Origin of the sequence: Paenibacillus sp. USDA918EY (assembly GCF_009870825.1) — a bacterium.
Taxonomy (GTDB): domain Bacteria; phylum Bacillota; class Bacilli; order Paenibacillales; family Paenibacillaceae; genus Paenibacillus_AQ; species Paenibacillus_AQ albilobatus.
The window spans coordinates 285,176-309,878 of record NZ_WTWY01000001.1; the positions used below are offsets into that span (position 1 = coordinate 285,176).

Genomic DNA, 24,703 nt, shown 5'->3' on the forward strand with positions numbered 1-24,703 from the left:
AAAGAAAAATGAACATCGAACCACTGATTTAAATTGAGATATTTAGAAAAACGTGGTTTATTGGTAGAATAAATTCAACCTATGATGACATAGAGTGATATGCAAATCGAAAGATTTTAGGAGGCGGTTGGCGTGCAAGCCCAGGGAATCATTCCGATATTTCGCATGTTCGACGAAAGGAAAGCAAAAGAATTTTATATCGATTACCTCGGTTTCAAGCTGGATTGGGAGCATCGTTTCGAACCGGATCTGCCGTTATACGCGCAAATTTCCCTGCATGACGTCACGATCCATCTCAGCGAACATTACGGGGATTGCAGCCCGGGAGCCGCCATCCGCGTCGAAATGAAAGGCGTCGAAGAGTTCCACCGGCAGCTGATCGGCAAGCAGTATAACTATTCCAGACCCGGATTGGAGATGACGCCGTGGCACACCAAGGAATGCTGCGTGATCGATCCGTTCGGCAATAAAATCGCGTTTTACGAGAACGCGGAATAGGATTGCAGCGCAAGTTGTAAATGTCTGTACGCTGCCCAATGAATATGGAAAGGAACATGCCGATGAAAACGGAAGCCGTTATTTTCGACCTCGACAACACGTTGATTAACCGGAAGCTTGCCTTTCGCGCTTATTCGGAGCATTTTATCGATCGATTCGTAACCGCCCGGGATGCCCGGCAAAAAGAAGAATTCATCGAATTCATGCGGGTGTCGGATCGGGACGGATACCGCGACAAACGGGAAATGGTTCAGGAATGCCTGGCCGCTTTGCCGATGAAAAATCCGGACATGACTGTCGAGGAACTGCTCAACCACTGGTTCGCCGAATTTTATGGCTATACCGTTCTGATGGACGGAACTTTGGACGTTTTGGACCGCCTGAAACAGAAGCATATCAAACTCGGCCTGATTACGAACGGTTCGCCGCATGCCCAAAATTCCAAAATCGATAAGGCGCAAATCAGGGATTATTTTGACACGGTCATCGTATCGGGCGAAGCGGGGTTCCATAAACCGGATAAACGCATATTTGAGCTGGCCTTAAGCCGACTGGAAGCCAAACCGGAGAATAGCTGGTATGTCGGCGACCATCCTCGGAACGATATTTTCGGCGCAGCAAGCGCCGGATTAAACGCCGTTTGGCTGCAGGGCTTTATGGAATGGCATAGCGATCTGGATGAACCTAAGCATCGAATCGGCAGCTTGGATGAAATCATCGCATTGATCGACAATACATAGAAAGGTGATGAGCATGCAACAACCATCCCTAAGCCCCGGCAATCCATTATTGGAGACGGAACGGCTCGTTTTAAGGAAATTGACGGCAAACGATGTCGGCGACGTGTTCAAATACTGCTCCGACGAGGAAATTTCGAAATATACCACCTGGCATTCGCATCCAACGATCGAGGATTCCAGACAGTTCGTTGATCATGTCCTCGGTTTGTACGAACAAAACAATCTAGCGCCATGGGGAATCGAACACAAGGAAACCGGTGCCGTTATCGGCACGGTCGGTTTTGTCTATTGGCATCCCAAACAGGCAAGGGCCGAATTGGCTTATGCGCTTTCCAGAGCATATTGGAATAAGGGACTGATGAGCGAAGCTGCGCGAAAAGTGGTCCGGTTCGGATTCGAAGCGATGCAATTGGTGCGGATTGAAGCCCGCTGCCACCTGCTTAACGTGGGCTCCAGCCGGGTCATGGAAAAATGCGGGATGCAATTCGAAGGCGTTTTGCGAAAACATATATTTGTCAAAGGCAAATTCCAGGATTTGAAGCTGTATGCCGTTATTCATGAAGAGAACGCCACAGCTCACGAAGGGGGATGGAAATGAAAAAGAAAACCGTATTCGCGCTTTTGCTGATTTTTGCCGCGATTTCGCTTCTAACAGGATGCGTTCCCGGAGACGGTACGAACACGCCTCAGCATGCCGCAGGTTTTTTCTGGGGCATATGGCATGGCTGGATCGCACCTATTTCATTAATTATAGGATTGTTTAAACCCCACATCAGGGTGTATGAAATGTATAATTCCGGTTGGTGGTATGATGTGGGTTTCTATATTGCGGTGATTAGCGGATTCGGAAGCATTTCCATTTTCCGGAGAAAAAAATCAAACAGGGATTAAGCCGCAAAGCCTTATAACGATGGAAACGCGGATGCACATTGGATGAACGACAAGCAAGCTGAGCAGAAAGGCAAAATTCCGTTAAGAATGGAGCGCAATCCATTGGTCTTTTTCAACATTTTTTGGATGATCATTTTCGCTGCGGTTATCCTTTCGGTGATCGGCCTTATTTTCCGGAAAAGTGTTTTGCTTTACCTATCCGCGGTGCTGCTGCTTCCATTAGCGTTATATTTGTCGGCAACGCCGCGGTTTCTGTTCTGGGGACTCGTTTTTCCGCTTTTATTCGCAGGTTCGGCCATTCTGATCCAAAGGAAGCGAAGATGGCTTGCGGTTATGCTGTCGGTACCTGTGTACCTGCTTGTGGCCTGGTTGATGTACGCCGTATGGAACCAGTAAAAGTAGTGCTTCCAAGCGATGACTAAGACTGGAGGAAATGTTATGCCCTATGATGCGAAAATCACGTCCGCGGAGCTGGATCGGCTGCTTCCTTTTTTGAATGTTCTTCAAGATCCGAACCAGCCGTTGTCTGCTGCGTCCTGCGGTTACCGCTTTGAAACGGAGGTTGTCCGGAATTTTGTGCAAGAGCTGTCCGACACGGGTTTCATGATGGTATTCGATTGGAGTTCGTGGGTCGCGGAGCATGAAATCTATCGAGATATCGACCGGGACATCGAAGACCATTTGATGCAGGCGGATTTGGAGACGCTAAGAAAACTTGTCACAAGTTACGTGCGCGGGGACCGGTTTACGGAAGGGGTATGGATCCGGGTTCTCGAAAACGGTAAAATGACGCAAATTCTAAAAAGGCTGAAAATGCTTCGGGAAGAGATGCAGGAGTAAGCTTCTGGCCCCCAATCCGGCGGCCGAGCTGTTGGAACTTCATGCCGAACATCATCAATATTTTAGCCGGTATGCGAACAAAGCCAATCCGCTCTACGCTCCTAACGCATGGGTGCCGCATTGCACGATCGCTAGCAGGCTTGATGAACGGAAACTGCCGGAAGCTTTGCAATATTGCACGGGCAGCATCCAAACATCATTTCGCTCCGAGATTCGGGAAGCGTCCCTGATCAAACTGAAATACCAAAATAACCGCTGCACGGATTGCTCCGCCATGTTGACGAAGCCGTTGATATGATTCTTAATGCAGAAAGAAGACAAACAAGATTTTACGAAAACAAAAGACAGAAAGCAGGATGGTTATGACCGAAATCAAACACATTGCCGAATCGGATCTTCCGGCGCTTGCCCGGCTGTACGAAGAGCTCATGGGAATCCCGACGAACGGGGACAGGATGCTTCAGGTTTTCCGAAAGGCCGAAAGCAGCGGAAACTATCATATTTTGGGCGCGTTCCATGAAGGGGAGCTCGCCGGATCGTTGATGGGGATTATATGCCTTGATTTTGTCGGAAGCTGCAAACCGTTTATGGTCATCGAAAACGTCATCGTTTCAAGCCGCATTCGCAGGCAAGGCATCGGAAAGAAGCTGATGGAAGCCATCGAGCAAATCGCGAGGGAGCATAATTGCGGCTATATCATTTTCGTGTCCGGAGAACAGCGCAAGGAAGCGCACCAATTCTACGAGAAGCTCGGTTACCGCGACGAACAGGTCGAAGGATTCAGGAAGCTGCTGTAGAACACGTACCGGAGCCGGCATCCGGGAAGGAACAAGCCCCTCATAATTTAGATCGGGATTTTGCCAAATTCGATTCCGCCGCTCCCGGGTACATTATGAGGGGAACGAAACCGCTTCGCTCTATATATTGCCGATTGAAAGTCGCTCCTTGGATTTTTGCAAAATCCTCAGATATATCGACCATTCGTTTCCCATATACATAGCTGTGGAGAAATGAATTTTACGCCCATTCAAGGTTCAAGGAGGGGAGACATGAGCGGTTCAGCCGTCGGAAAAAGCGTTCCGAGAAAGGAATCCTGGCAAAAAGCGACCGGAACGGCCCGCTATGTGGACGATATCGCAAAACCGGGGATGTTGCATGCCAAACTCGCGGTCAGTCCCCATGCCCATGCCAAAATCATATCGATCGATTCCTCGCAGGCCTTAAGCATTCCCGGCGTACGGGCGGTAGTGACAGGGCAACATTTTCCGGTGTTGACCGGGTCTCCGCTGGAAGACCGGCCGCCGATCGCCATCGATAAAGTCAGATATTACGGCGAGCCGGTGGCTTTGGTCGTCGCCGATTCGGAATATATTGCCCAAATGGCCGCTTTACGGATTAAAGCCGAATATGAACCTCTGCCCATCGTACATTCCCCGAGCCAAGCTTACCAAAAAGATGCCCCGCTTATCCACGAACGTCTCGCAACTTACCATGGAGATGAAGAGGTTTATCCCGAACCTGGAACGAACGTCGCCAACCGAACCCGAATCCGCAAAGGCAATATGGTTGAAGGCTGGAAGCAATGCGCCCACACCGTCGAGGTTTATGTCCGTTTGCCGCAGTCCGACCATGCCGCCATGGAAACGAGGTGCAGCATCGCCGAAATCCGGCCGGACGGCAACGTCATCATTCATTCCGCTTCGCAATCTCCCTACATCATCCGAAAGCAGATCAGCCATTATTTTCACGTCCCCCTTCAAAAAGTTCAGGTCCATACCCCGTTGGTCGGGGGCGCATACGGCGGAAAAGCTGCCGTTCAATTGGAGTTTCTCGCCTTTTTGGCGTCCAGAGCCGTGGGAGGAAGACCCGTAAAACTTGTGAATGCCAGGGAAACGGATATGGTTTCGTCTCCGGTTCATATAGGCCTCGAATCCAGAGTTCGGCTGGGCTGTACCCGGGACGGCAAAATCGCCGCCGCCGAAATTTTGCATTTGTTCGACGGTGGCGCCTATTCGGACCGGGGAGTGATCATGAGCCGGGCCGGAGCCACCGATTGCTCGGGCCCGTACCGCATCGACAACCTTCATTGCGACTCGTTATGCATGTACACCAATCATCCTTATTCAACATCGTTTCGGGGATTCGGGCACTTGGAGCTGACCTTCGCGATGGAAAGGGCCATGGATGCCTTGGCCGAAAAAGCGCAAATGGACCCGCTCGAGTTTCGTTTCCATAACGCGATCGGGCCGGGCGATACGACGCCGACGCAGGTGTTGTTAAATCGAAGCAATGTGGGCGATTTGCCCAAATGCATTGCCAAGCTGCACGACATCATCCCGTGGGATCAGAGGAGCCGCGTGAAATCGAGCAGCCATCTCGTGAAGGCGACAGGGGTGTCCTGTTTCTGGAAAAATTCGAATACGCCGGCAGACGCGGGGGCGGGAGCCGTCGTCATTTTTAATGCGGATGGCAGCGTAAACGTGCTGTGCGGGGCCGTAGAGATCGGTCAAGGCACCCGCACGGCGCTCACGCAAATGTTGGCCGAACGGCTAAAAATAGATGGGCGCAGGATTCATATCGCAACCGATGTCCGTACCGAATCCGATCCCGAGCTGTGGAAAACCGTCGCAAGCCGAAGCACCTTTCTGGTCGGGAACGCGCTCATGACGGCGGCCGACGATGCGATTGCCCAGCTGAAACGCACGGCTTCCTTTGTTTTGAAATGCCCGGCGGACAGCTTGGAAGCGGGCGGGGGAAGGGTCTACTGCAAGGATAACCCGGCCGACGGGATCGGCATCGATGCGATTGCCCACGGCTACAAACTTCCGGACGGACGGATCGTCGGCAGCCAGGTCATCGGCCGCGGAAGCTACACGATGCGCGGAATTACGGAGCTCGATCCGGAGACGGGAAGGGGGAATCCCGGGCCGGAATGGACCGTCGGCGCCCAGGCGGTCGAAGTGGAATTCGACACGAGGGACTTTACCTACCGGATCGTCAAAGCGGCTACGGTCATCGATGCCGGCAAGGTGATCAATCCGGTGTTCGCGCGCGGTCAACTTACGGGGGGCATGAGCATGGGCCTTAGTTTGGCCAGCAGGGAAACATTTCTGTTCAACGATCGCGGCGTTGTATTAGATACGCAGTTTCGAACCTATAAACTGATTCGGTACGGGGAGCAGCCGTCGTATTTCGTTGATTTCGTCGAAACGCCGCATCTGGAAGCTCCTTACGGACTGCGCGGAATCGGCGAGCATGGCGTGATCGGCATGCCTGCCGCCTTGGCGAGCGCCTTGTCGGCCGCTGCCGGCGTCGAACTAAACCGGCTGCCCTTAACGCCGGAGAGAATCTGGAGGGCGGTCCATGATTCCGTTTGATTTCGATTATTACCGGCCGGCTTCCGCCACGGAGGCGGCGGAGTTATACATGAAGCTGCATTCGCAAGGGAAAAAACCGATGTATTATTCGGGCGGGACGGAAATCATTACGATGGCCCGAAGAAATTCCATTCAACCTCAAGCGGTGGTGGACATCAAGTCCATTCCGGAATGCGGCATACTCGAATTCGATAAGGACCGATTGGTTATCGGTTCCTGCATCACGTTATCGGCATTGTCCGCGGCAAATCCGTTTCCGCTGCTCAGCGCGGCGTCGCAAGGCGTCGCCGATCAAACATCGCGAAACAAAATCACGCTCGGAGGAAACATCTGCGGAAAAATCCATTACCGTGAGGCCGTGCTTCCCTTGTTGCTGGCAGACAGCCGCATGGTCATCGGAGGACCGGAGGGGAAGCGGGAGGTTTCAATCCATGAAGTGTTCGCGGAACGGATCAGATTAAAGCCCGGAGAGTTCCTTATGCAGATCATTACAGATCGCAAATACGTATCCTTGCCGTATTATCATGTCAAAAAACGTCTGATCGGGAACGTCGCTTACCCTCTCGTCACATTGGCTGCCCTAAAGAAAGACGGTCTAATTCGTACTGCGTACAGCGGCGTTTGCGCTTTCCCTTTTCGATCTTCCGCAATCGAGCAGGTGTTGAACGATCCGTTGCTGCGTCCCGAGGAAAAGGCGAACCGGGCCATCCAAAAGCTGCCGGCTCCACTTCTGTCGAATGCGGAAGGATCCGCTGCGTACCGGCAGTTCGTGCTGAAACAAACGATCGAAGAAGCCTTGGGTTCTTTGGAAGGAGGGTGAGCATGCAAATGAACGTTCCGAAACTTTATCCGATCGAGCTGCAGGTTAACGGCGAACAGAGGACGGTAAGGGTCCGGGCGGCGGAAACCTTACTGAATGCCCTTCGGGATCACCTCGGATTAACCGGCTGCAAACCCGGCTGCGAGAATGGGGATTGCGGGGCCTGCACGATCATCATGGGGGGCCTGCCGTTCAAATCCTGCATTATGCTTGCGGTGGAAGCGGAGGGACAACAGATCACCACCATCGAAGGCTTGTCCGGTTCCCCTGTGCAGCAAGCGTTTGTTCATAAGCAAGCGTTCCAATGCGGTTATTGCACTCCCGGATTTATCATGAACGGCCAGGGACTGTTGGATGCCCATCCGGAAGCGGATGAAGAAACCATCCGGCTATGGCTTGAATCGAATATTTGCAGATGCACCTCATATGAAGAAATCCATGAAGCGGTCAGAGCTGCTTTTACCTCCGAAAACGCGGAGAAACCGCCAACCGGCATGGGGAAGGAGGATGGGTTTGGAGGAGATTCATCGCATTCTGGAATCCGTTGAAAGAAGCGGCCTGCGAAGCGTATTGGCCACCGTTGTCCATGTGGAAGGAAGCGCCTACCGAAAAGAAGGGGCGTCCATGCTGTTTTTCGAAGACGGAACGCAAACCGGAATGCTGAGCGCGGGCTGTATCGAAGCCGATCTGGCGGCGCGCGTGCCGGAAATGTTGGAGACGGGGGAATCCCGCGTCTATACATTCGACATGCAGTCTTTCGATCCCTTTTCCTGGGGCGAAACATCGGGATGCGGCGGAATCGTTCACGTAGCGATGGAACCCGTCAACGATGTTTTCGCCGGTCATCTGCGCACGGTGAAGGGATATTTGGATCAGGCTTGCGAGGTTGTCCACATCAAAACATTCAACCCGGACCGTTCGGTTTCCGGGTATGGCTTTTTTGCCGCCGATCGGCAGCTGTTTGGTGAATGGAAGGGCACTTTTCCCGAGGAGCTGTTCAGCATGGCGAGTTCCGGCAGCATCGGGAAGAGCGGAATGAAGGCGTTATCCACTCTGAATGAGGAAATATTCGTCCATATCTATTCGCCCAAACCGAGATTGATCATTTTCGGAGCCGGGCGGGATGCCAGACCGCTCGCATCGTTTGCGGCAGCCGCCGGGTTTTCCGTGACCGTTGCCGATTGGAGGCCGGCTTTCTGCGACCGAAGTTTTTTCCCGGATGCGGAAGAGCTTCTGGTTGGATTTCCGGAGGAAACGGCAGACATGCTTCGCATCACATCCAATGATTATGTCGTGGTGATGACCCATCATTTTGGAAGGGACATGGAGCTGATCCGCATCCTTTCCCGGCTTCGGCTTGGGTATCTCGGCATTTTGGGTCCGAAGCGCAGAACGGAACTTTTGTTTGACGGCGTCCCGATCCCTCCGTACGTGCGCTCTCCCGTAGGCATCCCGATCGGGGCGGAAGGCCCGGAGGAAATTGCCGTAAGCGTGCTTGCGGAAGTCATTCAGGTTCATAACGCCAAAAGAAAGCGTCGCGGCGGCTTATGAGGCAAAACCGTATAATCGGTGTATATTTGGCAGCAGGTCGCAGCGAGCGAATGGGTTCCGATAAGCTTCGTTTGCCGCTGGGGCCTGTGTGTCTTGGAAATTACGGGCTGGCTGCGGCACTTGCTTCCGGTTTGAACCATGTATGGGTCGTTTCCGGCGATACGCAGGCCGATTGGATCGATCGCTCTTTCTACGAGGACCGGAACCGCCGCAGATGGTCTTTGATCAGCTGCCCGGATGCCCGTCTAGGGCAATCCAACTCTTTGCGATGCGGCATACGTGCCGCCGCGTCGGCGGGAGCGGAAGCGGCGATGGTTCTTCTGGCCGACCAGCCTTTCATCACGGCGGGGATGATCGACGAACTGCTGGATCGTTATCAACGCCAGCGTCACGACGGCATTCTTTACGCAGCCGCAGGGCTCCATGGGCTGGCAAGACCGCCGGTCATTTTTAACCATCGCATGTTTCCGGATCTGCTTGCGCTGCAAGGAGACGTCGGAGCCAGGCGCCTGATCCGCGAGGATCGGCCGGGAATTTGCGTCGAATTCGACGACCCCGACTTGTTTTTGGACGTCGATACCGGAACGGATTACGCGTCTTTATTGAAAAAAACGTTTTTTTGGAAATCTTGAACGACTTGTTCCGCGTTCATGTACAAAGCAAGCGGATACTGATCGTTCGCCAAATGAGAAGGCGCTTTGACGGCCAAAGAGGCCGCAGTCGGTTCGAACGTCGTTTGCTTGGGATCGTTTAGCATAGTATTCCAACTTTTGACGAGCGAGCCTAACGTATTCAGGTGATCCGCCCAAATCCGCCGGTCTTCTTCCGTAAAATGGCCGCTTTCGGCCCATTTTTTGAAAATGCGGACCATGTCCGACAGATTGGCAAAACTTGATCGGAGCTGGGCCATTTGCCGGGTCAATTCGTCCATGGCGGTGCGTTTTTTGGAGGCAAGCGGGTTGTAACGCAAGCTTTGGTTCGCCTTGTCCGTTTCGACGGTCGCTTGATGCAGTTCCTGAAACATGGTTTGCAGTTCGTCTTCGACTATTTTTACTTGGCTTGCCGGGCAGCCATGTCGTACCCATTCGGCCGTTTGATAAAAATGCCGGGTTAAACGATCCGCAAAACGCGCCATTTTTCGTTGGGCCGTTTGGATGGAATCGGGAGGAAACAACAGCACGTGAATAAGAACCGCAACGACGGCACCTACTACGGTATCGCGCACGCGGTCTAGCGGATAGCTCGGCATTTTGCTTTGAAAATACAATACCAGCAAAATGCTGAGAGCAACCTGAACCGCCAGGGCATGATCCAAGTTCAGCCTCTTGACGATGACGGCGCCAAGCAGCACTAGAAGCCCGATGCTCCATCCGCTTACGCCGATATAAGGCGCTATGCATGCGGTCGCCGCAACCCCGACAATCGTTCCGATGATACGCTGCCAGGCAAAAAGCAGGGATTGGCTGACCGTAATTTGAAAACATAAGATGGCCGTCAGCGGGGCCAAGTAAGGATGGTTGGACCCGGCCCATTTGGCGGCTTCCCATGACAGCGCTGCAGCTAACGGCATTTTCCATACCGTGCCATTATTTTTGATGAAATCTGTTAATTTACTATTCACTGGGTCGGACTCCGTTTTATAATTGTTTACGTTATTGTTGCCGCAGATGGAAGCTGTTCATTCGCCGGCATCGTTATTTTGAAGAAATTTTTTCAAGCTGGAGGGTGGAAGGGATGGAAGGTATGCTTGAAACGCGATTGCCAGGGGATCGGATCCTGCTTCGCCCCGTGCGGGAAAACGAATTGGATGCATATTTCGGCCTTTTGGAGGAGCCGGAGGCGATGAGGCTGACCGGAACACAGGAACGGTTCACCAAAGAAAACGCCGCGGCATGGCTGCAAAAGATCAGCCGCGTTCATGAGGATCGCGTCGATTTGATGATCGCCTTAAACGAAACGGATGAATTGATCGGCGAGGTCGTTCTGAACGAAATCGATCGGGCAAATCGCTGCGCCAACATTCGCATTATGATTTCCGCGCGGCACAACGATCAAGGGTACGGTTCGGAAGCGATGCGTTTGATGCTAAGGCACGGTTTCGAGGATTTGAAGCTGCACCGGATCGAGCTCGGAGTTTATGCGTTTAACCCCAGAGCCGTCCACGTGTATGAGAAGCTTGGTTTTTGCCGGGAAGGCGTGAAGCGGGACGCGCTGTTTCTTGAAGGCCGGTTTCATGACATGATTTTGATGGCGCTTTTGGAAGAAGAGTTTCGGGCGCGTTCCTAACGGCGAGAGGCGAGGTGAGAAGATTGATCACGGTAGAGACGGAGCTCATGATCGATGCGCCCCCGGAGGTTTGTTTTGACATGGCACGGAACATTACCGTACATACGCAAACGGTGTGGCCGCATACCCGCGAGAGAGCGGTTCACGGCAGGACGACAGGCATGATTGGCGCCGGGGAAACGGTAACGTTCCAAGCAACCCATTTTCTGGTCAGGCAAAAATTGACCTCGCGAATTGCGGCGTACGAGAGACCTCATGTTTTTGTGGATGAAATGGTCAAAGGCGCTTTCAAATCAATGCGGCATGAGCATTGGTTCGAGATGGCGGAAGGGAAGACGCTCATGAGAGACCGGCTCGTTTTTGCGGCACCTTTCGGCATCGCCGGCTGGGCGGCGGAACGGCTTGTTTTAAAAAGATATATGACAAGGTTTCTGGAATACCGCAATGCGCGGCTTAAGGCCATGATCGAAGATTCGAATATCGAATGAAAGACGGTGGCGATATGAAAGGAATCGAGAAAGTGCATCGGTTAATCGAAGGCTGGGTGGCGGAGAAAAAAATACCCGGCGCGGTCATTGACATTCAGGTCAAAGACAAGCTACAATGGCAAGCCGCTTACGGAACTGCCTCGCGGGATACGATTTTTGACGTCGCTTCGCTAACGAAAGTCGTGGCGACGCTGCCGGCGATCATGACGTTGGTTCAGTCGGAGCGGGTTTCGCTTCAGGACCCGATCCAAACCTATATCCCGGAGTTTCGCCATCCGGACGTGACCATCGAGCACTGTTTAAAACACGTTTCCGGTTTGCCTTCCGGCGTTCCGGATTTCAAAGAACGTTTCAAAACGTTGGACATTCGGCGAATTTTTGAGCTGGAGCTTGAATCCCGCCCCGGCGAGCGCGTGAATTACAGCGATATCGGCCTCATTTTGATCGGCTGGATCGTTTCCCGGTTGACGCAGCAGCCGCTGGATGAATGGGCCAGGGAGCATGTTTTTGAGCCGCTTGGCATGAAAGACAGTTATTTTAACCCGCCGCAAACCTTAAAGGGACGAATCGCCCCAACCGAGTGGGACGGTCAACAATACATCCACGGGGAAGTCCATGACGAAACATGCTATCGCCTCGGAGGCGTCGCAGGCAGCGCGGGTTTGTTTTCGACGGCGGAGGATTTGGCCCGGTATGCGAAAATATGGCTTTACCCCGAACGTTATTCGCTGCTGTCCAGGGAGACGGTGGATGCGTGTTTGAAGTCTGTTTTTCAGGGACGCGGGCTGGGATGGCAGGTACAGGGAGCCTCGGATGAAGGGCTGTCATGCGGCCCGAATTGGCCGGAAGGCAGCTTTGGGCATACCGGCTTTACGGGAACCAGCATGTGGGTGGATCCGGTGGACGAGATGACCGTCGTATTTTTGACGAACGCGGTGCACTTGGGAAGGGAACATAACGAGTTGAGGCATTTACGGCCGATTTTGCATGAGGCGGCGTTGTCGATTGTAAGATAACGAAAAGCTGGCCAGGGCAACCGACAGGAGCTGAAAAGAGTGGAAAAGGAACTCAAGGCGCTGATGAACGATCAACTGCTCATGGAAGGGGCGGCGTTTTTCGGCGCATCTTTCGCAGGATGTAAACGATGTCGGCGGATTTCATAATTTTATATATGAATATGAGCGAAGCGGAACTTCATATATTCTCAGGTTCACGCACAGCTCCCATCGGGAGATTCATCAAGTTCAGGCCGAATTGGACAGGATTGATGATCTTTCCCGCAGCGGCGTCTCTGTAAGCAAACCGATCGTTTCCGTGCATGGCCGCATGCTTGAGGTGCTCCAACTGGAGGATTCCTGTTTAATTGTTTCTTCTTTCGAAAAAGCGCCGGGAAAAAAGATATTTTATCCCGAGTGCATGAACAACGATCTTCTCTCTGAAGCATGCGGCGAATTGACGGGACGGATCCATGTTTTATCCCAAACGTATGAACCGGCAGACAAGCTTGCGAGACGGCATCATTGGAATGAAAACTACTATATCAAGCATGCGCGAAAATACATACCGGCGAACCAACACAAAGTTTGGGCAAGCATTGAAAAATTAATGAAAGAAATGCAAGATTTGAGGCAGGGAGAGCATTATGGCCTGATTCACGGCGACATCAACGTCGGGAACTTTTTCGTGGATGACGGCAGGATTACGCTGTTCGATTTTGATGAGTGCCAATACAGCTGGTTTGTAGAGGACATCGCAATTCAACTGTTTTATATGGTCTACGTAGTGCTGGACGATTCTATCCCTGAACGTCATGAACAGGCACGAAGATTTATGAGGTTCTTTTTGCAAGGTTATGAAAAGCACCGTTTGCTGGATTCCGCATCGCTAATGCAAATGGAACGGTTTCTACGGCTGCGCGAGTTTATCGTATACGTCGGCATGCACCGCAGCTTCGACATGACGAAATTGGATGACTGGACGACCGCATATTTGCGTGAAAGCCGAAGACGTCTGGAGGAAAGTATCCCGATCGTTAGCGACCTTTTTTGACGCTTTCTCATTTATATTTTCAATCGAAAAGAGGCGGTATCCATATTCAAAGCGGTCAATCTCATCGTACGGTTTGTGTTAGAGCTTATCCTCCTTTTTTCTTTAGGTTATTGGGGTTTCCATTTGGATGTGAACTTGTTTCTGCGGTTTGCGGCCGGTCTCGGCCTGCCGGTTGCGGCGGCCTTCCTTTGGGGATTGTTCGTTTCACCTAAGGCCTCGGTTCGGGTTCCTCTGTTTGCGGTGCTTATCATTGAAGCGGTTTTGTTTGCGGCAGCGGTATTTTGTCTCATCCAATCGGGTTTTACCGTATTTGCGGTCATTTTTGCCGCATTTGCGGTCATCAACCGTTTTATTATTTTGAAATGGGATATGCAGGGGGTTTGAATCTAAAATGCTGAAAGAAAACGCGGCCTGACTAGGCTGCGTTTTCTATTTGGGGGTATCTTCAATGATATAAATAGCTTACGATCATTTTCGCAAGTTCGTTTTTGATGAGATTGTCGTCGACTTTTTGCTGTGAGAACACGAGCATGTCGACAACGCTATTTATGGCTTCGAACATAACGATGGAAGCCGCCTCGGCATGATCCACCTTTAATTCCTCGGAGTTCATCAGAAGGTACTCCAGCGTTTTACGGCGACCCAGGTCGAACTGCTCGTCCATAATTAACTGGACTTCCGGATCGGAATGATACATTACCTGCAGCTCTTTGTGAAACCCGGTAAAGACTTGATGGGAGTAAATCAGGCTGTCGATCACTTCCCGAATCATTTCGTGCTTGTCCATGGTACTGAAATTGATTCCGGCAAGGTAGGTTTCGATCCGTTCCAGGAGCGTGCTGAAGTAGATGGAGAGTGAATCCAGGAATACTGCGCGTTTATCCTTGTAATACGAATAAAAGCTCCCGGTGGATACGCCTGCCGCGGCGGCAATTTCTTTGGTGTTGGTTCCATGGTAGCCTTTTTCGGAAAAGAGCTTCATGGCCGCTTGCAAAATGGCTTCCTTCGTTTTGATGCCCCGCTCCTGCCGGGGTATTCGGATTTTGGTCGTCTCATTTTCGGTCCCGGTCAATTCATTTTGCCCCCTTCGTAATAACGATTGTAGAGGAGAACAAATGGGCTGTCAACGAAAGTTGAACTTTGTTTCACGTTTCGTGTTGACAAATGTGAACTAGAGTTCATATACTCAAAACATGAACTTAAGTTCACATTTTGTTGAGGAGCGTGAAAGATGAACGGACGAGTAAAAGGAATGATGGTCTTTACGGCCATTTTGCTGGGTTATTTTATGGCATTGCTGGATACGACCATCGTGAACATCGCCCTTCCGGAAATGATGCGGCATTTTGCCGGCACGGTTTCGGAAATCTCTTGGATCATGAATGGATACAATCTGGCATTTGCGGCGTTGATTCTTACGGCATCGCGGCTTGCCGATCAATTTGGGAGGAAGAGAGTTTTTTTATTGGGAGTTGCATTGTTTACGTTGTCCTCCCTGTTTGCCGGATTATCAACATCGCTTGGCATGCTGATCTTGTTCAGAACCATTCAAGGATTGGCAGGCGCGATTATTGTACCGGTCACCATTCCGTTAACCACGACGTCCTTCCCGAAGGAAAAGCACGGCATCCTCATCGGTTTATGGGGAGCGATCGCCGGGCTTGCCGCTGCCAGCGGGCCTTCGCTCGGGGGAGTGATTACGGAGAAACTGAATTGGCAGTGGATTTTTTATGTGAATGTTCCGCTCGGGGTGCTCAGCATGGTGTTGATCCTGCTGTTCATTCAAGAATCACGGGATGAATCCGCAGGAAAATCGGTGGATTACGGCGGCATGTTGTCGATTACCTCAGGGATGATTTTGATTACCTATGCATTTATCAAGGCCAATGATTTAGGTTGGAATTCTGGTGAATTTTTCGCCCTGATCGGCGCGGGATTGTTAGGTATCGCGTTATTCTTTTTTATGCAGCAGCGAGGGAAAGAGCCGATGCTCCCCTTGGCGCTCCTGAAGATCAAAGCGTTTAACGGAACTTCGCTGGCGTTGTTTATCGTTGGAGCGGCATTATCCAATCTGGCATTACTGACTTCTTTTTTCTTAACCCGGGTCATGGGGATGACGGAGCTTAGGGCAGGGCTGGTGTTATCCACCGTAGCTGCAGGGTCCATCGTCAGTTCGGCGGTTTCGGGGGGATTGTCCAATAAATACGGCAGCCGCTGGTTTGGAGCGGTTGGGGCCGTGACGATAAGCGGTTCCCTTTATTCCATGAGTTTTCTGCATGCGGATTCCCCGCTTGCCGATATCATCCTACGCTTATTCATAGCCGGGATCGGCGTCGGTATGACGATGGCGCCTGTCATGTCGGCCGGTATACGCCATGTGCCTGAGGAGAAGGTCGGCATTGCGTCGGGAATCATCAATATGGCGAAGTCGATCGGCAGCGTATTGGGAGTGGCCATTATCGTGACCTTGCTGCAGCAAAATCTCAGCGGGGAAATGCAGACCGCCCAGACCCGTGTTCTGGAGCAGGTGAAGGGTGATGCGCTGCTGATGCCATTTGTCAAAGAGGTTCTTGTAGGCGTGATCAACGAACAAGGGAGCCAAATGAGAAATGGATCCGGTAGCGGGATTCAAGAGGAAATGCTGGCCGCTAAGATCATAAAAGATTTGGAGACGGCTGCAGCCACACTGGGGCCGGAGCAGCAAAAGGCATTTGTCTCTGAGCGCGAAAGTCAAACGGAGGAAATCAAGGTGCTGCTCTCAGGTGTCGATGAGGAGCTGAAAAATGCTTCCGTCAAAGGGTTCGGTCAAACATTCATTTACGCGAGTTTCATGACTCTGCCGGGGATTATTTTTGCTTGGATGAGCGATAAGCGCAGGAAGAGAAAAAATTCGAACGAATCCGCCGGTTATCGAACAATGGATTTGGCTTAATTTCATAACCTCGTTCCCGTCTTGGATGTTCAGGTAGCATACTTGAACAGCGACCCGCATGGAAGCATCTTGTGAAAGCGTCTTTATCGCCCCGTGTAATCCAAGTATAATGTAATGTAAGGATTCTGCAAAAATCCAAGGAGCGACTTTCAATCAGCAATAGTATGGAACGAAACGGTTTTATTCGTCTATATATTGGCCCCGGCAGCTGACGGAATCGAATTTTGCAAAATGCTGATACAAGAAAGGGGGCGGTCCTCCTGCCGATAAAACATGAACATAACGGTTCGGATGTTGACCCGAATCGGAAGATGGACGAAAAATCGAAAGCTCAGCTGGAAATTTTGGGCGAAATCGCCGCCATATTTTGTGCTTTGGACCGGCCGTTTTGGCTTCGCGGAGGTTGGGCCATCGACTTTTTGCTCGGCAGCGTCACACGTCCCCATGAGGATCTTGATCTTGTGGCTTTCGTCGAATGCCGGGATCTGCTGGAGCAGAAGCTTGCCGATGCCGGTTATGAAAGGTTTCCGATCAGCGGGAGACAGACGGATTTTCGAAAAAATGGAACCGATATCCAGGTTTGTTACGTGACCTATACGGAGGACGGCCAAATCATCTTGAACGGACTCCCCGAATGGGTATGGAGGAAGGATGCCCTGCAGACCGAGACGTTCAGCCTATATGGTATTTCGGCATGCGTCCTTAACCCTCGTCAGCTTCTCGAAGAAAAAGAAGTGTATCGGGAAATCGGCAGAATGCCGCGTCCGAAAGACGAGGAAAGCAAAACGGTGTTGCGCGGGTTGATCGGCAGCATGGAGTGACAACGAGACCCGGTCGGAGGGAGATGGCTCCAGGCCGGGCCGTTTTATTTTCTGACATCGATGACCGCTGCAAGCGGAAGCATTCAAGAAAGGGGTGCCGCATGGCAGTTTCTCCAATCCGAATCATACCGATACAGAGGAAGCCGCGCGTTTTTACCGCTCCTTAGGTTTTCGGCAAACGGATGAATACAAGAATACCACCCATTTTCTGAAACTATTGCGCGCAAAAAGAGAAGGAGAAACACAGCGATGCCAACCGTAACTGTTCGAACGGAAACGCAAGCGGATGCCAAGCAAGTCGAAAAGGTGTTGTTTCAAGCTTTCGGCAACCGGGAGGACGAGTCCGAATTAGTGAAAAGAATCAGGCAGTCCGAAGGGTTTATCCCCGAACTGTCGCTCGTGGCCGAGCAAAACGGTGAGATCGTCGGCCATATTTTGTTAAGCAAGGCGAAGGTTGTTAACGGGGACCAACAGACCGGCGTGATTGCGCTGGCCCCGCTCGCCGTCGACCCGAAACATCAGAAACAAGGAATCGGCGGGCTTTTGATCCAGGAAGGCGTGGAACGCTGCCGGAAGCTGGGGTATGAGCTTGTGCTGTTAATCGGCCATCCGGCGTATTATCCGAAATTCGGGTTTAAGCCGGCTCGCCCCTACGGCCTCGAATTAAAGCAATTCGACGTTTCCGATGACGTCTTTATGGTTTGTGAGCTGCAGGACGGCGCTCTCGGCCGGATCAAGGGAGTACTCATGTACCCCGAGGTGTTTTTATGATCGCGTACAATATCTGCTTCATTAGGCAGGGAGACCGGGTCCTGCTGCTGAACCGCAACAAGCCGAGCTGGATGGGGGCATGGAACGGCATCGGAGGCAAGTTAGAGCCGGGGGAAACCCCGAGGGAGTCGATGATGAGGGAAATGCGGGAAGAGACTGGACTTGTGCCCGGGGGGCTCGATTTCAAAGGTTTGGTAACATGGGTCGTGGATGATAAAAAGGTAGGCGGCATGTACGTCTATGCTGCAGAATTGTCCGAGGAGACGAGCTACCCGACCCCGATCGGCACGGAAGAAGGGATTTTGGACTGGAAGGAGCTCGCATGGATATTGCATCCGAAAAACCGCGGCGTCGCTTACAATATTCCAAAAAGCATCGAAAAAATATTGTATGATGACCGCTGCTTCGAGCATATCTGCGTGTATCAAAACGGCGAACTGCTGCAACATGAGTCCGTTCCGATCGCGCCGGACATCGAATGGGTCACCGACCCGGCAGAGCTTGCGGCGCTTTTATTGAACAGGAAAAAGGAGCTTTCCTAGTCATTTACCAAAGAAAATGCGACCTAGTACCTCTTTGAGAGGTGGTTGACCGGAATTTTCGAGCGGGGTGATTCCATGAAGAAAACGATACGATATACGGTGCTGTTCGTGCTGCTCCTTGCAGGATGCAAAGACGGGGAAGGCCCGGCCCTTAAAGACGAGACAACCGTGCCCGATATTCCCGTCGTTGATATGAAGGACGGATATTTCATCTATCCACATCGTCATGATAACATGGACCGCGGCGACCATGATTTCGAGGGACGGGCCGTCATCGATCCGAATTATTACGAACGTCACCCTTTCAAGAGGGGAGAAATCGTATACTTTCAAAATCCGGACTTCGACCATAAAAAATACCCGAGGATTACGCTTGAGAAAATGAGCATTTCAAGGATTGTGGCCTTGCCGGGAGAAACGATAGAAATTAAAAAAGGGCAAATTTACGTCGATCGCCGCAAGCTCGATTCGTTTTACGGGAAGGCCCACCGGATCGGATCCGATATTGAAGGGTTGAAAAAGGGGCTGGAACAGAATCCGGATGGTCGAACGAGGCAAAATCTCGAACATGCGATCAAGGATCTGGAATCGAATCAGCTGGACGCCTTGCGCGTTCCGGATGGGCATGTATTCGTGATTGGCGACGATTGGTTCCGAAGCTTCGACAGCCGGCATTTCGGCCCTTTACCGATCGATTCGATCCAAGGGAAGGTACTGGGATATCCGGCTCCCCCGCCGGCAAAATAACGGTCTTGTCCTTCGCATGCCCTTCGATAAGGCGAATAAGCAGTCCTTATAAAACAAGGGCTGCTTATCCACATCGGTTCGAAGCTATGTATGTTCCGGTTTCATCGTTTTTGGCAGCTTGACCGTAAAGGCCGTTCCTTGTCCGGGTTCGCTTTCGATCTGAATGGCGCCGCCGTGGTTATGTATAATGTTCTGCGTGATCATAAAGCCAAGTCCCGTTCCCGTTTCCTTTGTCGTAAAAAAAGGCTGTCCAAGCTTCTGAACCTGCTCCGGCGTCATGCCGCTGCCTTCGTCCTGCACGCGGATGAGCACTTCTTGCTCCGTGGAATCGACGGACACGCGAATGGTTCCGCTGGCGTCCATGGCGTCCATGCCGTTTTTGAGCAAGTTGATGAACACCTGTTTGAGCTGATTGGTTTCCCCGACGATCCACTGCGAAACATCGGAACTTTCAAACGTAATTTCGATATTTTTTAATGCCGCTTGAACATTCATGAGCGTGATGACCTGATCCAAAACAGGCAGGACGTTGATTGCTTTGCTGACATGCTTTTCCTGAGGTTTGGATAAAACGAGCAGTTCATTCACGATCAGTTCGATCCGCTTCAGCTCCGACTCGATGATCTCAAAATAGGTTTCGGAGCTGCGTTTGGAGGATCTCATCAGCTTCATGAAGCCGTTGATCGACGTCAGCGGATTCCGGATTTCATGCGCGATTCCCGCGGCCAGCTGACCGGCCATCGTCAATTTTTCGGACTGCATCATATGCTCTTCCCGTTGTTTTTGATCCGTAATATCCTTAAATACGCCGACGGCGGCATGTTCTCCTTCGTAGGTGATAATAAGGGTAAAACCTTCGACATATTTTTGACGTCCATCCATGCAGTTGATCATATAAATAATGGGATTCAGCGCTTTCCTTACATCATATACTCTCCGGCGTTCTTCGAGCGCCATGTGATAAGACGCATCAACGATCGTATTGGTCGATAAGCCGACAGCTTCGCTTCGATCTTTGGCATGGACCAGTTGAAGCGCGGCGGGATTGGCGTATTGGATGACCCCTTTTTTGGTAATCAAAACGGCAAGCGGCATTTTCTCCAGCAGTTCGTGGTAAGAGTTTTGTATATCAATCAGTGCGAGTTCCGTGGAATGTAGTTTTGTTTCGATTTCCAGCAGCGAGGTGCGGTTTTCGAACTGGACCAGGTAGTGGGGCAAAGGTTCGTTACGGATGAGCGATACATGGACGATGACCGCAAGCTCCCGGCCGGAGAGGTGATTGAGCCTGCTTTCGAATTTGCCTGAAGTCATTCGTTCGTTTGGAAGCGATTCGCCGAACCGTTGAATATCTGACAAAAGATCCTTGTATATATGGTCCAGGGGAGCGGTGGAATCGATTTCGTGCTGTGGATGTCCCAAAAGGACGCATAATGCGGGATTAATCATGATGAAAGTTCCATGGAGCGATATGAGAGCCATTCCAAGCGCAGCGTGCTGAAAGATGGGATCATAATTCCGGACATGATCACGTAGCACTACAAAACTCCTCTCTTTTTTTCCAATTTTTTGTCGGATTGTATCCATATTATAAGCATGACCGGGACGGTCTTCAATGGAAGATTCAAAACTTGTTCGGAATTGAAAAAAATGCTGAAAATAACGGGTTAAATTAGTTCCTTTATCGCAGCGAATCATACGCAAAAAGCAGGGTGGAGATCCATTTTAACCTGTATATCAAAGGGTTTTCTCGCTAATTGTCGAATTCATCAAGACATCTATCTTTCTTGAAACGGAGTGGAAAAGGATGGCTTTTGAAAGCGTGGAGTCGAGGCTTGCTTCGCTTGGCATTGTTCTGCCAGAGGCCGGCCAGCCGGCGGCCAAATACGTCAATTTTGTCCTGCTGAACGGGCTTTTGTTCGTTTCGGGAAAAGGCCCGTCCGGGAATCCGAAAGGAAAGCTGGGGAGCGATTTTTCCACCGAGGAAGGTTACCGGTTCGCCCGGAGCACGGGGCTGGAAATTCTGGCCGTCGTCCAAACGGCGCTTGGAACGCTGGATAAGGTGAAGCGGGTAGTGAAAATACAAGGTTTCGTCAACGCGGAGGCTCATTTCGCGGAGCATCATCTCGTGCTGAACGGCTGTTCGGACCTGATGATCGACGTGTTTGGCGATATAGGGAAACATGCGCGCTCCGTCTTCGGAGCGGTGTCGGTAAGGGATCAATTGCCGATCATTATCGACTCGATCTTTGAAGTCGAGGAGTAGGGACGAAAAAGGGTTATCGAATCAAACGGCAGCCGGAAGACCGAAAGTCTTGTTTTAAAATGATCGAAAAAAAGGGGGGTCAACTTGGTAGACGAGACGGTAGAGCTTCGTGCGCGAGTCGAACGGATTCCGCTGCTTGCGGGCAGCGGCGAGCCGAGACTCATTGCCAAAGGTTTTTCCGAAGATCGAAAATATGTCGTGACGAAAGGAAATGAGCGTTTCCTGCTGCGGGTTTTCGATCTTCGTCAATATCCGCGCAAGGAAATGGAATACAAGGCGCTGGAGCGAATGCGGCAGGAGAACGTTCTTTGTTCAAGGGCTTTGGAGCTGGGGCGCTGGGAAGAAGCAAATTTGGGATACATCGTATTTACGTATATTGACGGGGATGAAGGGGCGGACGTCGTTTGCTCCTATCCGGAGGAAACCCAATATGAAATCGGCTTGGAGGCCGGAGCGGAACTGCTCAAAATCCACCGATATGAGGCGCCGGATTCGGTTGGATCGTGGCATGAGCGGGAAAGGAAAAAACACGAACGGAATAAGGAGCAATATCGGGGCTGCGGAATACGGTTTTCGGGAGACGCCCGATTGCTGGCTTTTATCGAAGAACATCTGGACGCGATGACGGACCGGCCGAACCGGTTTCAGCACGACGATTTTCATTTGGCAAACCTGGTCGTCAAGGATGGGCATTTATCGGGCGTCATTGATTTTAACCGCTGCGATTGGGGAGATCCGATCCATGATTTTTTGAAAATCGGTTTTTTCTCCGCGGACATCAGCACTGCGTTTGCCGTCGGCCAAATCCATGGGTACCATCAGGGCCGGGAGCCGGACGCCGAATTTTGGCGGCTTTATTCCCTGTATTTGGCGATGAACCTGGTGGGTTCGGTTGCCTGGACGCTGAAGGTCCACCCGGATGGATTAAATGATATGTTGGCCAGAATCGGCCGCGTCTTGGAGGAACATCGCAATTTTGAAACGTTGATTCCCGCTTGGTACACAAACCACACAAGAAAGAAGGCATCCACGTGATTACGGTTCATGAAGCGGCGTATGCCGACAAATCGACGCTCCGGAACTTGCTGGAGCTGTACAAATACGATTTCAGCGAATTCGACCCGGAGGACGATCTGAACGAAAACGGCTTATATGAGTATAAGTATCTGGACCATTACTGGACCGAAGAAGGGAGGTTTCCGTATTTGTTCCGGGTTGGCGGCAAGCTGGCGGGATTTGCGCTGGTGCGGCGGACCGGCATGCAGGAGGGCGTTCCCGTGTACGAAATGGCCGAATTTTTTGTTTTGAAAAAATACCGCCGTTCATGCGCGGGGCAAAAGGGGGCGTTCGACGTGTTCGACCGCTTGCCCGGGAAATGGAAGGTTGCCGAAATGGAGACAAACGTGCCTGCGCAGCGATTCTGGCGGAAAGTTATCGAAAGGTATACCGGCGGACGGTACGATGAAATCAGGGAAGACGGCTGGGACGGTCCGACCCAAGTGTTCGATTCGGGCAGGTCATAATATTTTCCGGGGGGTGAGATCCATTCAAACGATTATTTATATGGTCAGGCATGCGGAGTCGCAATACGTGCCGGGCGAGGAAAAAACAAGAGGGATTTCCGAAAAAGGCAGGTCGGATGCGTTAAAAGTAAAAGAGCTGCTGCAGCGGGAAGAAATCGATGCGTTTTTTTCGAGCCCCTACGTGCGCGCGATCCAAACGCTGGAGCCTGCCGCCCGGGCGGCAGGAAAAGAAATCGCCGTCATCGATGGGCTAAGGGAACGCGCGCTTGCGTCGGATGAGATCCACATTCCCGGCGAGCGATTCGTCGATTTCAAAAAGCGGCTGTACGACGATTTCCGGCATGCCTACCCCGGAGGGGAATCCAACGAAGAAGCGCAGCGCAGAGGGGCGGAAGCTTTTATCCAGCTTCTTCGGCGGTATCCGGGCAAGAAACTCGCAATCGGTACGCATGGGGATATCATGACGCTGGTTTTGAACTTTTTTGATTCCAAATACGGCTTTGACTTTTGGAGATCGACATCGATGCCGGATGTGTATAAACTGGTGTTTGAAGATCTTAAACTGACGGAAGTGACAAGATGCTGGGCGGATTGACCGCGCGCGTCCGGCATAAGGAGGACTTCTAATGAGCATCTTGATCGTTTTGCTGCTGATCTGCAATCTGGCGGTTTTGCTGAATATCAATCATAAGCTCCCTAAGCGGGATTACGCCCGGGAAGCGCTGGATCGGGATCGGCAGCGGAAGGCGGAAAAGGAGGATCAACATCGATACCCGGAATAGTCAATCTTTTACGGACGTTTCATACCTGAAAACAGGGAATGCCAAGCAGCGGGAAGCCTTCGAGGCGCTCGGCCGGCTCGGCATTTTCGAAAAGCTGGCCGCCTACGGCCCGGTACTCGCCGGAACGTTTCCGATCGATATCGATGTCGAAGGCAGCGATTTGGATATTATCTGCGAGATGCGGGAACCGGAACCGCTGGAGCGGACGTTGATCACGGCATACGGCACGCTGGAACGGTTTACGTTAGAACGGGAGCGGCTGCATGGGAGCATCGTCGTCGTGTGCAATTTTAGGTTCGAATCTTGGCCCGTCGAGATATTTGCCCAAAACCGCCCGGTAACGCAGCAAAACGCCTACAAGCACATGGTCGTTGAACAGCGGATTCTGAAGCGGCTTGGTCCGGAATTCCGGGAACACGTCAGGTCATTAAAACGGAGCGGCGTCAAAACGGAGCCGGCGTTTGCCGGGCTGCTTGGTCTTACGGGGGATCCGTATGCGGCGCTGCTTGACATGCATGATTGGAGCGAAGCAAAGTTAGAGCGGTTTCTTGTACATAAAGGATTTGAGAACGCATAGGGGAAGCTGTGCCGGGAAACTTTCAGCCCGGTCGGCTTCTTTTTTTGTTTTCGTTCAGCATTTTGCAAAATTCGATTCCGGCCGCTCCCGGGTACAATATATAGACGAACTAAATAGAGACAAAATAAACCGTTTCCCTCTATATATTGCTGTTTGATTGTCGCTCCTTTGATTTTTTTCAAATCCTCCATTGTATACGTTTTCA

At 51.6% G+C, this 24,703-nt stretch carries 32 protein-coding genes; 29 read left to right on the top strand and 3 right to left on the bottom strand.

Annotated features, from left to right (window positions below):
• Positions 1-132: 132 nt before the first annotated feature.
• The 13 genes from GQY55_RS01435 to GQY55_RS01495 all read left to right on the top strand — a co-directional run bounded on the left by GQY55_RS01435 (position 133) and on the right by GQY55_RS01495 (position 9,349).
• A complete protein-coding gene (locus GQY55_RS01435; RefSeq protein WP_236575329.1) occupies positions 133-498 on the top strand; it encodes a glyoxalase superfamily protein in 366 nt (121 codons plus the stop codon).
• A gap of 56 nt (positions 499-554) precedes the next feature.
• Positions 555-1,238, top strand: a complete 684-nt coding sequence (locus GQY55_RS01440; RefSeq protein WP_236575330.1) for an HAD family hydrolase — start codon at positions 555-557, stop codon at positions 1,236-1,238.
• A gap of 13 nt (positions 1,239-1,251) precedes the next feature.
• Positions 1,252-1,836 carry a GNAT family N-acetyltransferase gene (locus GQY55_RS01445; protein WP_160037545.1) on the top strand — a complete coding sequence of 195 codons (585 nt, stop codon included), beginning with the start codon at positions 1,252-1,254 and terminating at the stop codon, positions 1,834-1,836.
• On the top strand, positions 1,833-2,129 hold the full coding sequence (locus tag GQY55_RS01450; protein ID WP_160037546.1) for a hypothetical protein: 297 nt from the start codon (positions 1,833-1,835) through the stop codon (positions 2,127-2,129). Before GQY55_RS01445 ends, GQY55_RS01450 begins: the two co-directional genes overlap by 4 nt.
• Before the next feature lie 42 nt (positions 2,130-2,171).
• The gene (locus tag GQY55_RS01455) at positions 2,172-2,525 is read left to right on the top strand and encodes a hypothetical protein (protein WP_160037547.1); all 354 of its coding nucleotides are present in this window, start codon (positions 2,172-2,174) and stop codon (positions 2,523-2,525) included.
• Positions 2,526-2,567: 42 nt separating this feature from the next.
• The gene (locus GQY55_RS01460) at positions 2,568-2,969 is read left to right on the top strand and encodes a DUF6508 domain-containing protein (protein ID WP_160037548.1); all 402 of its coding nucleotides are present in this window, start codon (positions 2,568-2,570) and stop codon (positions 2,967-2,969) included.
• A gap of 31 nt (positions 2,970-3,000) precedes the next feature.
• Entirely contained in the window at positions 3,001-3,267 is a 267-nt protein-coding gene (locus GQY55_RS01465) for a hypothetical protein (RefSeq protein ID WP_160037549.1), read from the top strand.
• Between the two features lie 64 nt (positions 3,268-3,331).
• On the top strand, positions 3,332-3,766 hold the full coding sequence (locus GQY55_RS01470) for a GNAT family N-acetyltransferase (RefSeq protein ID WP_160037550.1): 435 nt from the start codon (positions 3,332-3,334) through the stop codon (positions 3,764-3,766).
• A gap of 252 nt (positions 3,767-4,018) precedes the next feature.
• Positions 4,019-6,346, top strand: a complete 2,328-nt coding sequence (locus GQY55_RS01475; protein ID WP_160037551.1) for a xanthine dehydrogenase family protein molybdopterin-binding subunit — start codon at positions 4,019-4,021, stop codon at positions 6,344-6,346.
• On the top strand, positions 6,333-7,166 hold the full coding sequence (locus GQY55_RS01480; protein WP_160037552.1) for an FAD binding domain-containing protein: 834 nt from the start codon (positions 6,333-6,335) through the stop codon (positions 7,164-7,166). Before GQY55_RS01475 ends, GQY55_RS01480 begins: the two co-directional genes overlap by 14 nt.
• A gap of 8 nt (positions 7,167-7,174) precedes the next feature.
• Positions 7,175-7,714 carry a (2Fe-2S)-binding protein gene (locus GQY55_RS01485; RefSeq protein ID WP_160037553.1) on the top strand — a complete coding sequence of 180 codons (540 nt, stop codon included), beginning with the start codon at positions 7,175-7,177 and terminating at the stop codon, positions 7,712-7,714.
• Positions 7,680-8,717, top strand: a complete 1,038-nt coding sequence (locus GQY55_RS01490) for an XdhC family protein (RefSeq protein ID WP_160037554.1) — start codon at positions 7,680-7,682, stop codon at positions 8,715-8,717. The genes GQY55_RS01485 and GQY55_RS01490 overlap by 35 nt, the downstream gene beginning before the upstream one ends.
• Positions 8,714-9,349, top strand: coding sequence for a nucleotidyltransferase family protein (locus GQY55_RS01495; protein WP_160037555.1), 636 nt, complete (start codon positions 8,714-8,716; stop codon positions 9,347-9,349). Before GQY55_RS01490 ends, GQY55_RS01495 begins: the two co-directional genes overlap by 4 nt.
• On the opposite strand, the gene GQY55_RS01500 is transcribed toward GQY55_RS01495, so the two are convergent.
• Positions 9,307-10,338 carry an FUSC family protein gene (locus tag GQY55_RS01500; protein WP_236575332.1) on the bottom strand — a complete coding sequence of 344 codons (1,032 nt, stop codon included), beginning with the start codon at positions 10,336-10,338 and terminating at the stop codon, positions 9,307-9,309. The two genes, GQY55_RS01495 and GQY55_RS01500, sit on opposite strands and share 43 nt — an antisense overlap.
• A 113-nt stretch (positions 10,339-10,451) precedes the next feature.
• Between GQY55_RS01500 and GQY55_RS01505 the strand changes: the two genes are divergently transcribed.
• The 5 genes from GQY55_RS01505 to GQY55_RS01525 all read left to right on the top strand — a co-directional run bounded on the left by GQY55_RS01505 (position 10,452) and on the right by GQY55_RS01525 (position 13,924).
• A complete protein-coding gene (locus GQY55_RS01505; RefSeq protein ID WP_160037556.1) occupies positions 10,452-11,003 on the top strand; it encodes a GNAT family N-acetyltransferase in 552 nt (183 codons plus the stop codon).
• Between the two features lie 23 nt (positions 11,004-11,026).
• The gene (locus GQY55_RS01510; protein WP_160038446.1) at positions 11,027-11,491 is read left to right on the top strand and encodes an SRPBCC family protein; all 465 of its coding nucleotides are present in this window, start codon (positions 11,027-11,029) and stop codon (positions 11,489-11,491) included.
• A gap of 14 nt (positions 11,492-11,505) precedes the next feature.
• Entirely contained in the window at positions 11,506-12,507 is a 1,002-nt protein-coding gene (locus GQY55_RS01515; protein ID WP_160037557.1) for a serine hydrolase domain-containing protein, read from the top strand.
• A gap of 184 nt (positions 12,508-12,691) precedes the next feature.
• Positions 12,692-13,540, top strand: coding sequence for a phosphotransferase enzyme family protein (locus GQY55_RS01520; RefSeq protein ID WP_236575401.1), 849 nt, complete (start codon positions 12,692-12,694; stop codon positions 13,538-13,540).
• A 75-nt stretch (positions 13,541-13,615) separates the two neighbouring features.
• Positions 13,616-13,924: a YrdB family protein gene (locus GQY55_RS01525; protein ID WP_236575333.1), complete on the top strand. Its 309-nt coding sequence runs from the start codon at positions 13,616-13,618 to the stop codon at positions 13,922-13,924.
• Positions 13,925-13,985: 61 nt separating this feature from the next.
• On the opposite strand, the gene GQY55_RS01530 is transcribed toward GQY55_RS01525, so the two are convergent.
• Positions 13,986-14,612, bottom strand: coding sequence for a TetR/AcrR family transcriptional regulator (locus GQY55_RS01530; RefSeq protein WP_236575334.1), 627 nt, complete (start codon positions 14,610-14,612; stop codon positions 13,986-13,988).
• Between the two features lie 159 nt (positions 14,613-14,771).
• Between GQY55_RS01530 and GQY55_RS01535 the strand changes: the two genes are divergently transcribed.
• The 5 genes from GQY55_RS01535 to lepB all read left to right on the top strand — a co-directional run bounded on the left by GQY55_RS01535 (position 14,772) and on the right by lepB (position 19,353).
• Positions 14,772-16,472 carry an MFS transporter gene (locus GQY55_RS01535; protein ID WP_160037558.1) on the top strand — a complete coding sequence of 567 codons (1,701 nt, stop codon included), beginning with the start codon at positions 14,772-14,774 and terminating at the stop codon, positions 16,470-16,472.
• Positions 16,473-16,783: 311 nt separating this feature from the next.
• Entirely contained in the window at positions 16,784-17,293 is a 510-nt protein-coding gene (locus GQY55_RS01540) for a nucleotidyltransferase domain-containing protein (protein WP_160037559.1), read from the top strand.
• A gap of 249 nt (positions 17,294-17,542) precedes the next feature.
• On the top strand, positions 17,543-18,064 hold the full coding sequence (locus GQY55_RS01545) for a GNAT family N-acetyltransferase (RefSeq protein ID WP_036713623.1): 522 nt from the start codon (positions 17,543-17,545) through the stop codon (positions 18,062-18,064).
• Entirely contained in the window at positions 18,061-18,606 is a 546-nt protein-coding gene (locus GQY55_RS01550; RefSeq protein WP_160037560.1) for an NUDIX hydrolase, read from the top strand. Before GQY55_RS01545 ends, GQY55_RS01550 begins: the two co-directional genes overlap by 4 nt.
• 75 nt (positions 18,607-18,681) lie before the next feature.
• On the top strand, positions 18,682-19,353 hold the full coding sequence (gene lepB, locus GQY55_RS01555; RefSeq protein ID WP_160037561.1) for a signal peptidase I: 672 nt from the start codon (positions 18,682-18,684) through the stop codon (positions 19,351-19,353).
• An 84-nt stretch (positions 19,354-19,437) separates the two neighbouring features.
• Here the strand turns inward: lepB and GQY55_RS01560 are convergent, their stop codons facing one another.
• Positions 19,438-20,937 (bottom strand): ATP-binding protein, encoded by a 1,500-nt coding sequence (locus tag GQY55_RS01560; protein ID WP_160037562.1) that lies wholly within the window; start codon positions 20,935-20,937, stop codon positions 19,438-19,440.
• Positions 20,938-21,157: 220 nt separating this feature from the next.
• On the opposite strand from GQY55_RS01560, the gene GQY55_RS01565 reads away from it, so the two are divergent.
• From GQY55_RS01565 to GQY55_RS30960, 6 genes are all read left to right on the top strand, one after another.
• On the top strand, positions 21,158-21,616 hold the full coding sequence (locus GQY55_RS01565) for a RidA family protein (RefSeq protein ID WP_160037563.1): 459 nt from the start codon (positions 21,158-21,160) through the stop codon (positions 21,614-21,616).
• An 84-nt stretch (positions 21,617-21,700) separates the two neighbouring features.
• Positions 21,701-22,651, top strand: a complete 951-nt coding sequence (locus GQY55_RS01570) for an aminoglycoside phosphotransferase family protein (protein ID WP_160037564.1) — start codon at positions 21,701-21,703, stop codon at positions 22,649-22,651.
• The gene (locus GQY55_RS01575; RefSeq protein ID WP_236575335.1) at positions 22,648-23,139 is read left to right on the top strand and encodes a GNAT family N-acetyltransferase; all 492 of its coding nucleotides are present in this window, start codon (positions 22,648-22,650) and stop codon (positions 23,137-23,139) included. Before GQY55_RS01570 ends, GQY55_RS01575 begins: the two co-directional genes overlap by 4 nt.
• 13 nt (positions 23,140-23,152) lie before the next feature.
• Positions 23,153-23,734: a histidine phosphatase family protein gene (locus GQY55_RS01580; RefSeq protein ID WP_236575336.1), complete on the top strand. Its 582-nt coding sequence runs from the start codon at positions 23,153-23,155 to the stop codon at positions 23,732-23,734.
• Positions 23,735-23,765: 31 nt separating this feature from the next.
• Positions 23,766-23,921, top strand: coding sequence for a hypothetical protein (locus GQY55_RS30955; protein WP_201452066.1), 156 nt, complete (start codon positions 23,766-23,768; stop codon positions 23,919-23,921).
• A gap of 25 nt (positions 23,922-23,946) precedes the next feature.
• The gene (locus GQY55_RS30960; protein WP_268894983.1) at positions 23,947-24,498 is read left to right on the top strand and encodes a DUF4269 domain-containing protein; all 552 of its coding nucleotides are present in this window, start codon (positions 23,947-23,949) and stop codon (positions 24,496-24,498) included.
• Positions 24,499-24,703 lie beyond the last annotated feature (205 nt).

Bases quoted from the DNA above. Each gene is read 5' to 3' on its own strand.
- GQY55_RS01440 (WP_236575330.1), top strand. From the start codon at position 555: ATGCCGATGAAAACGGAAGCCGTTATTTTCGACCTCGACAACACGTTG.
- GQY55_RS01445 (WP_160037545.1), top strand. From the start codon at position 1,252: ATGCAACAACCATCCCTAAGCCCCGGCAATCCATTATTGGAGACGGAA.
- GQY55_RS01450 (WP_160037546.1), top strand. From the start codon at position 1,833: ATGAAAAAGAAAACCGTATTCGCGCTTTTGCTGATTTTTGCCGCGATT.
- GQY55_RS01455 (WP_160037547.1), top strand. From the start codon at position 2,172: ATGAACGACAAGCAAGCTGAGCAGAAAGGCAAAATTCCGTTAAGAATG.
- GQY55_RS01460 (WP_160037548.1), top strand. From the start codon at position 2,568: ATGCCCTATGATGCGAAAATCACGTCCGCGGAGCTGGATCGGCTGCTT.
- GQY55_RS01470 (WP_160037550.1), top strand. From the start codon at position 3,332: ATGACCGAAATCAAACACATTGCCGAATCGGATCTTCCGGCGCTTGCC.
- GQY55_RS01475 (WP_160037551.1), top strand. From the start codon at position 4,019: ATGAGCGGTTCAGCCGTCGGAAAAAGCGTTCCGAGAAAGGAATCCTGG.
- GQY55_RS01480 (WP_160037552.1), top strand. From the start codon at position 6,333: ATGATTCCGTTTGATTTCGATTATTACCGGCCGGCTTCCGCCACGGAG.
- GQY55_RS01485 (WP_160037553.1), top strand. From the start codon at position 7,175: ATGAACGTTCCGAAACTTTATCCGATCGAGCTGCAGGTTAACGGCGAA.
- GQY55_RS01495 (WP_160037555.1), top strand. From the start codon at position 8,714: ATGAGGCAAAACCGTATAATCGGTGTATATTTGGCAGCAGGTCGCAGC.
- GQY55_RS01505 (WP_160037556.1), top strand. From the start codon at position 10,452: ATGGAAGGTATGCTTGAAACGCGATTGCCAGGGGATCGGATCCTGCTT.
- GQY55_RS01515 (WP_160037557.1), top strand. From the start codon at position 11,506: ATGAAAGGAATCGAGAAAGTGCATCGGTTAATCGAAGGCTGGGTGGCG.
- GQY55_RS01535 (WP_160037558.1), top strand. From the start codon at position 14,772: ATGAACGGACGAGTAAAAGGAATGATGGTCTTTACGGCCATTTTGCTG.
- GQY55_RS01540 (WP_160037559.1), top strand. From the start codon at position 16,784: ATGGACGAAAAATCGAAAGCTCAGCTGGAAATTTTGGGCGAAATCGCC.
- GQY55_RS01545 (WP_036713623.1), top strand. From the start codon at position 17,543: ATGCCAACCGTAACTGTTCGAACGGAAACGCAAGCGGATGCCAAGCAA.
- GQY55_RS01550 (WP_160037560.1), top strand. From the start codon at position 18,061: ATGATCGCGTACAATATCTGCTTCATTAGGCAGGGAGACCGGGTCCTG.
- lepB (WP_160037561.1), top strand. From the start codon at position 18,682: ATGAAGAAAACGATACGATATACGGTGCTGTTCGTGCTGCTCCTTGCA.
- GQY55_RS01560 (WP_160037562.1), bottom strand. From the start codon at position 20,937: ATGGATACAATCCGACAAAAAATTGGAAAAAAAGAGAGGAGTTTTGTA.
- GQY55_RS01565 (WP_160037563.1), top strand. From the start codon at position 21,158: ATGGCTTTTGAAAGCGTGGAGTCGAGGCTTGCTTCGCTTGGCATTGTT.
- GQY55_RS30955 (WP_201452066.1), top strand. From the start codon at position 23,766: ATGAGCATCTTGATCGTTTTGCTGCTGATCTGCAATCTGGCGGTTTTG.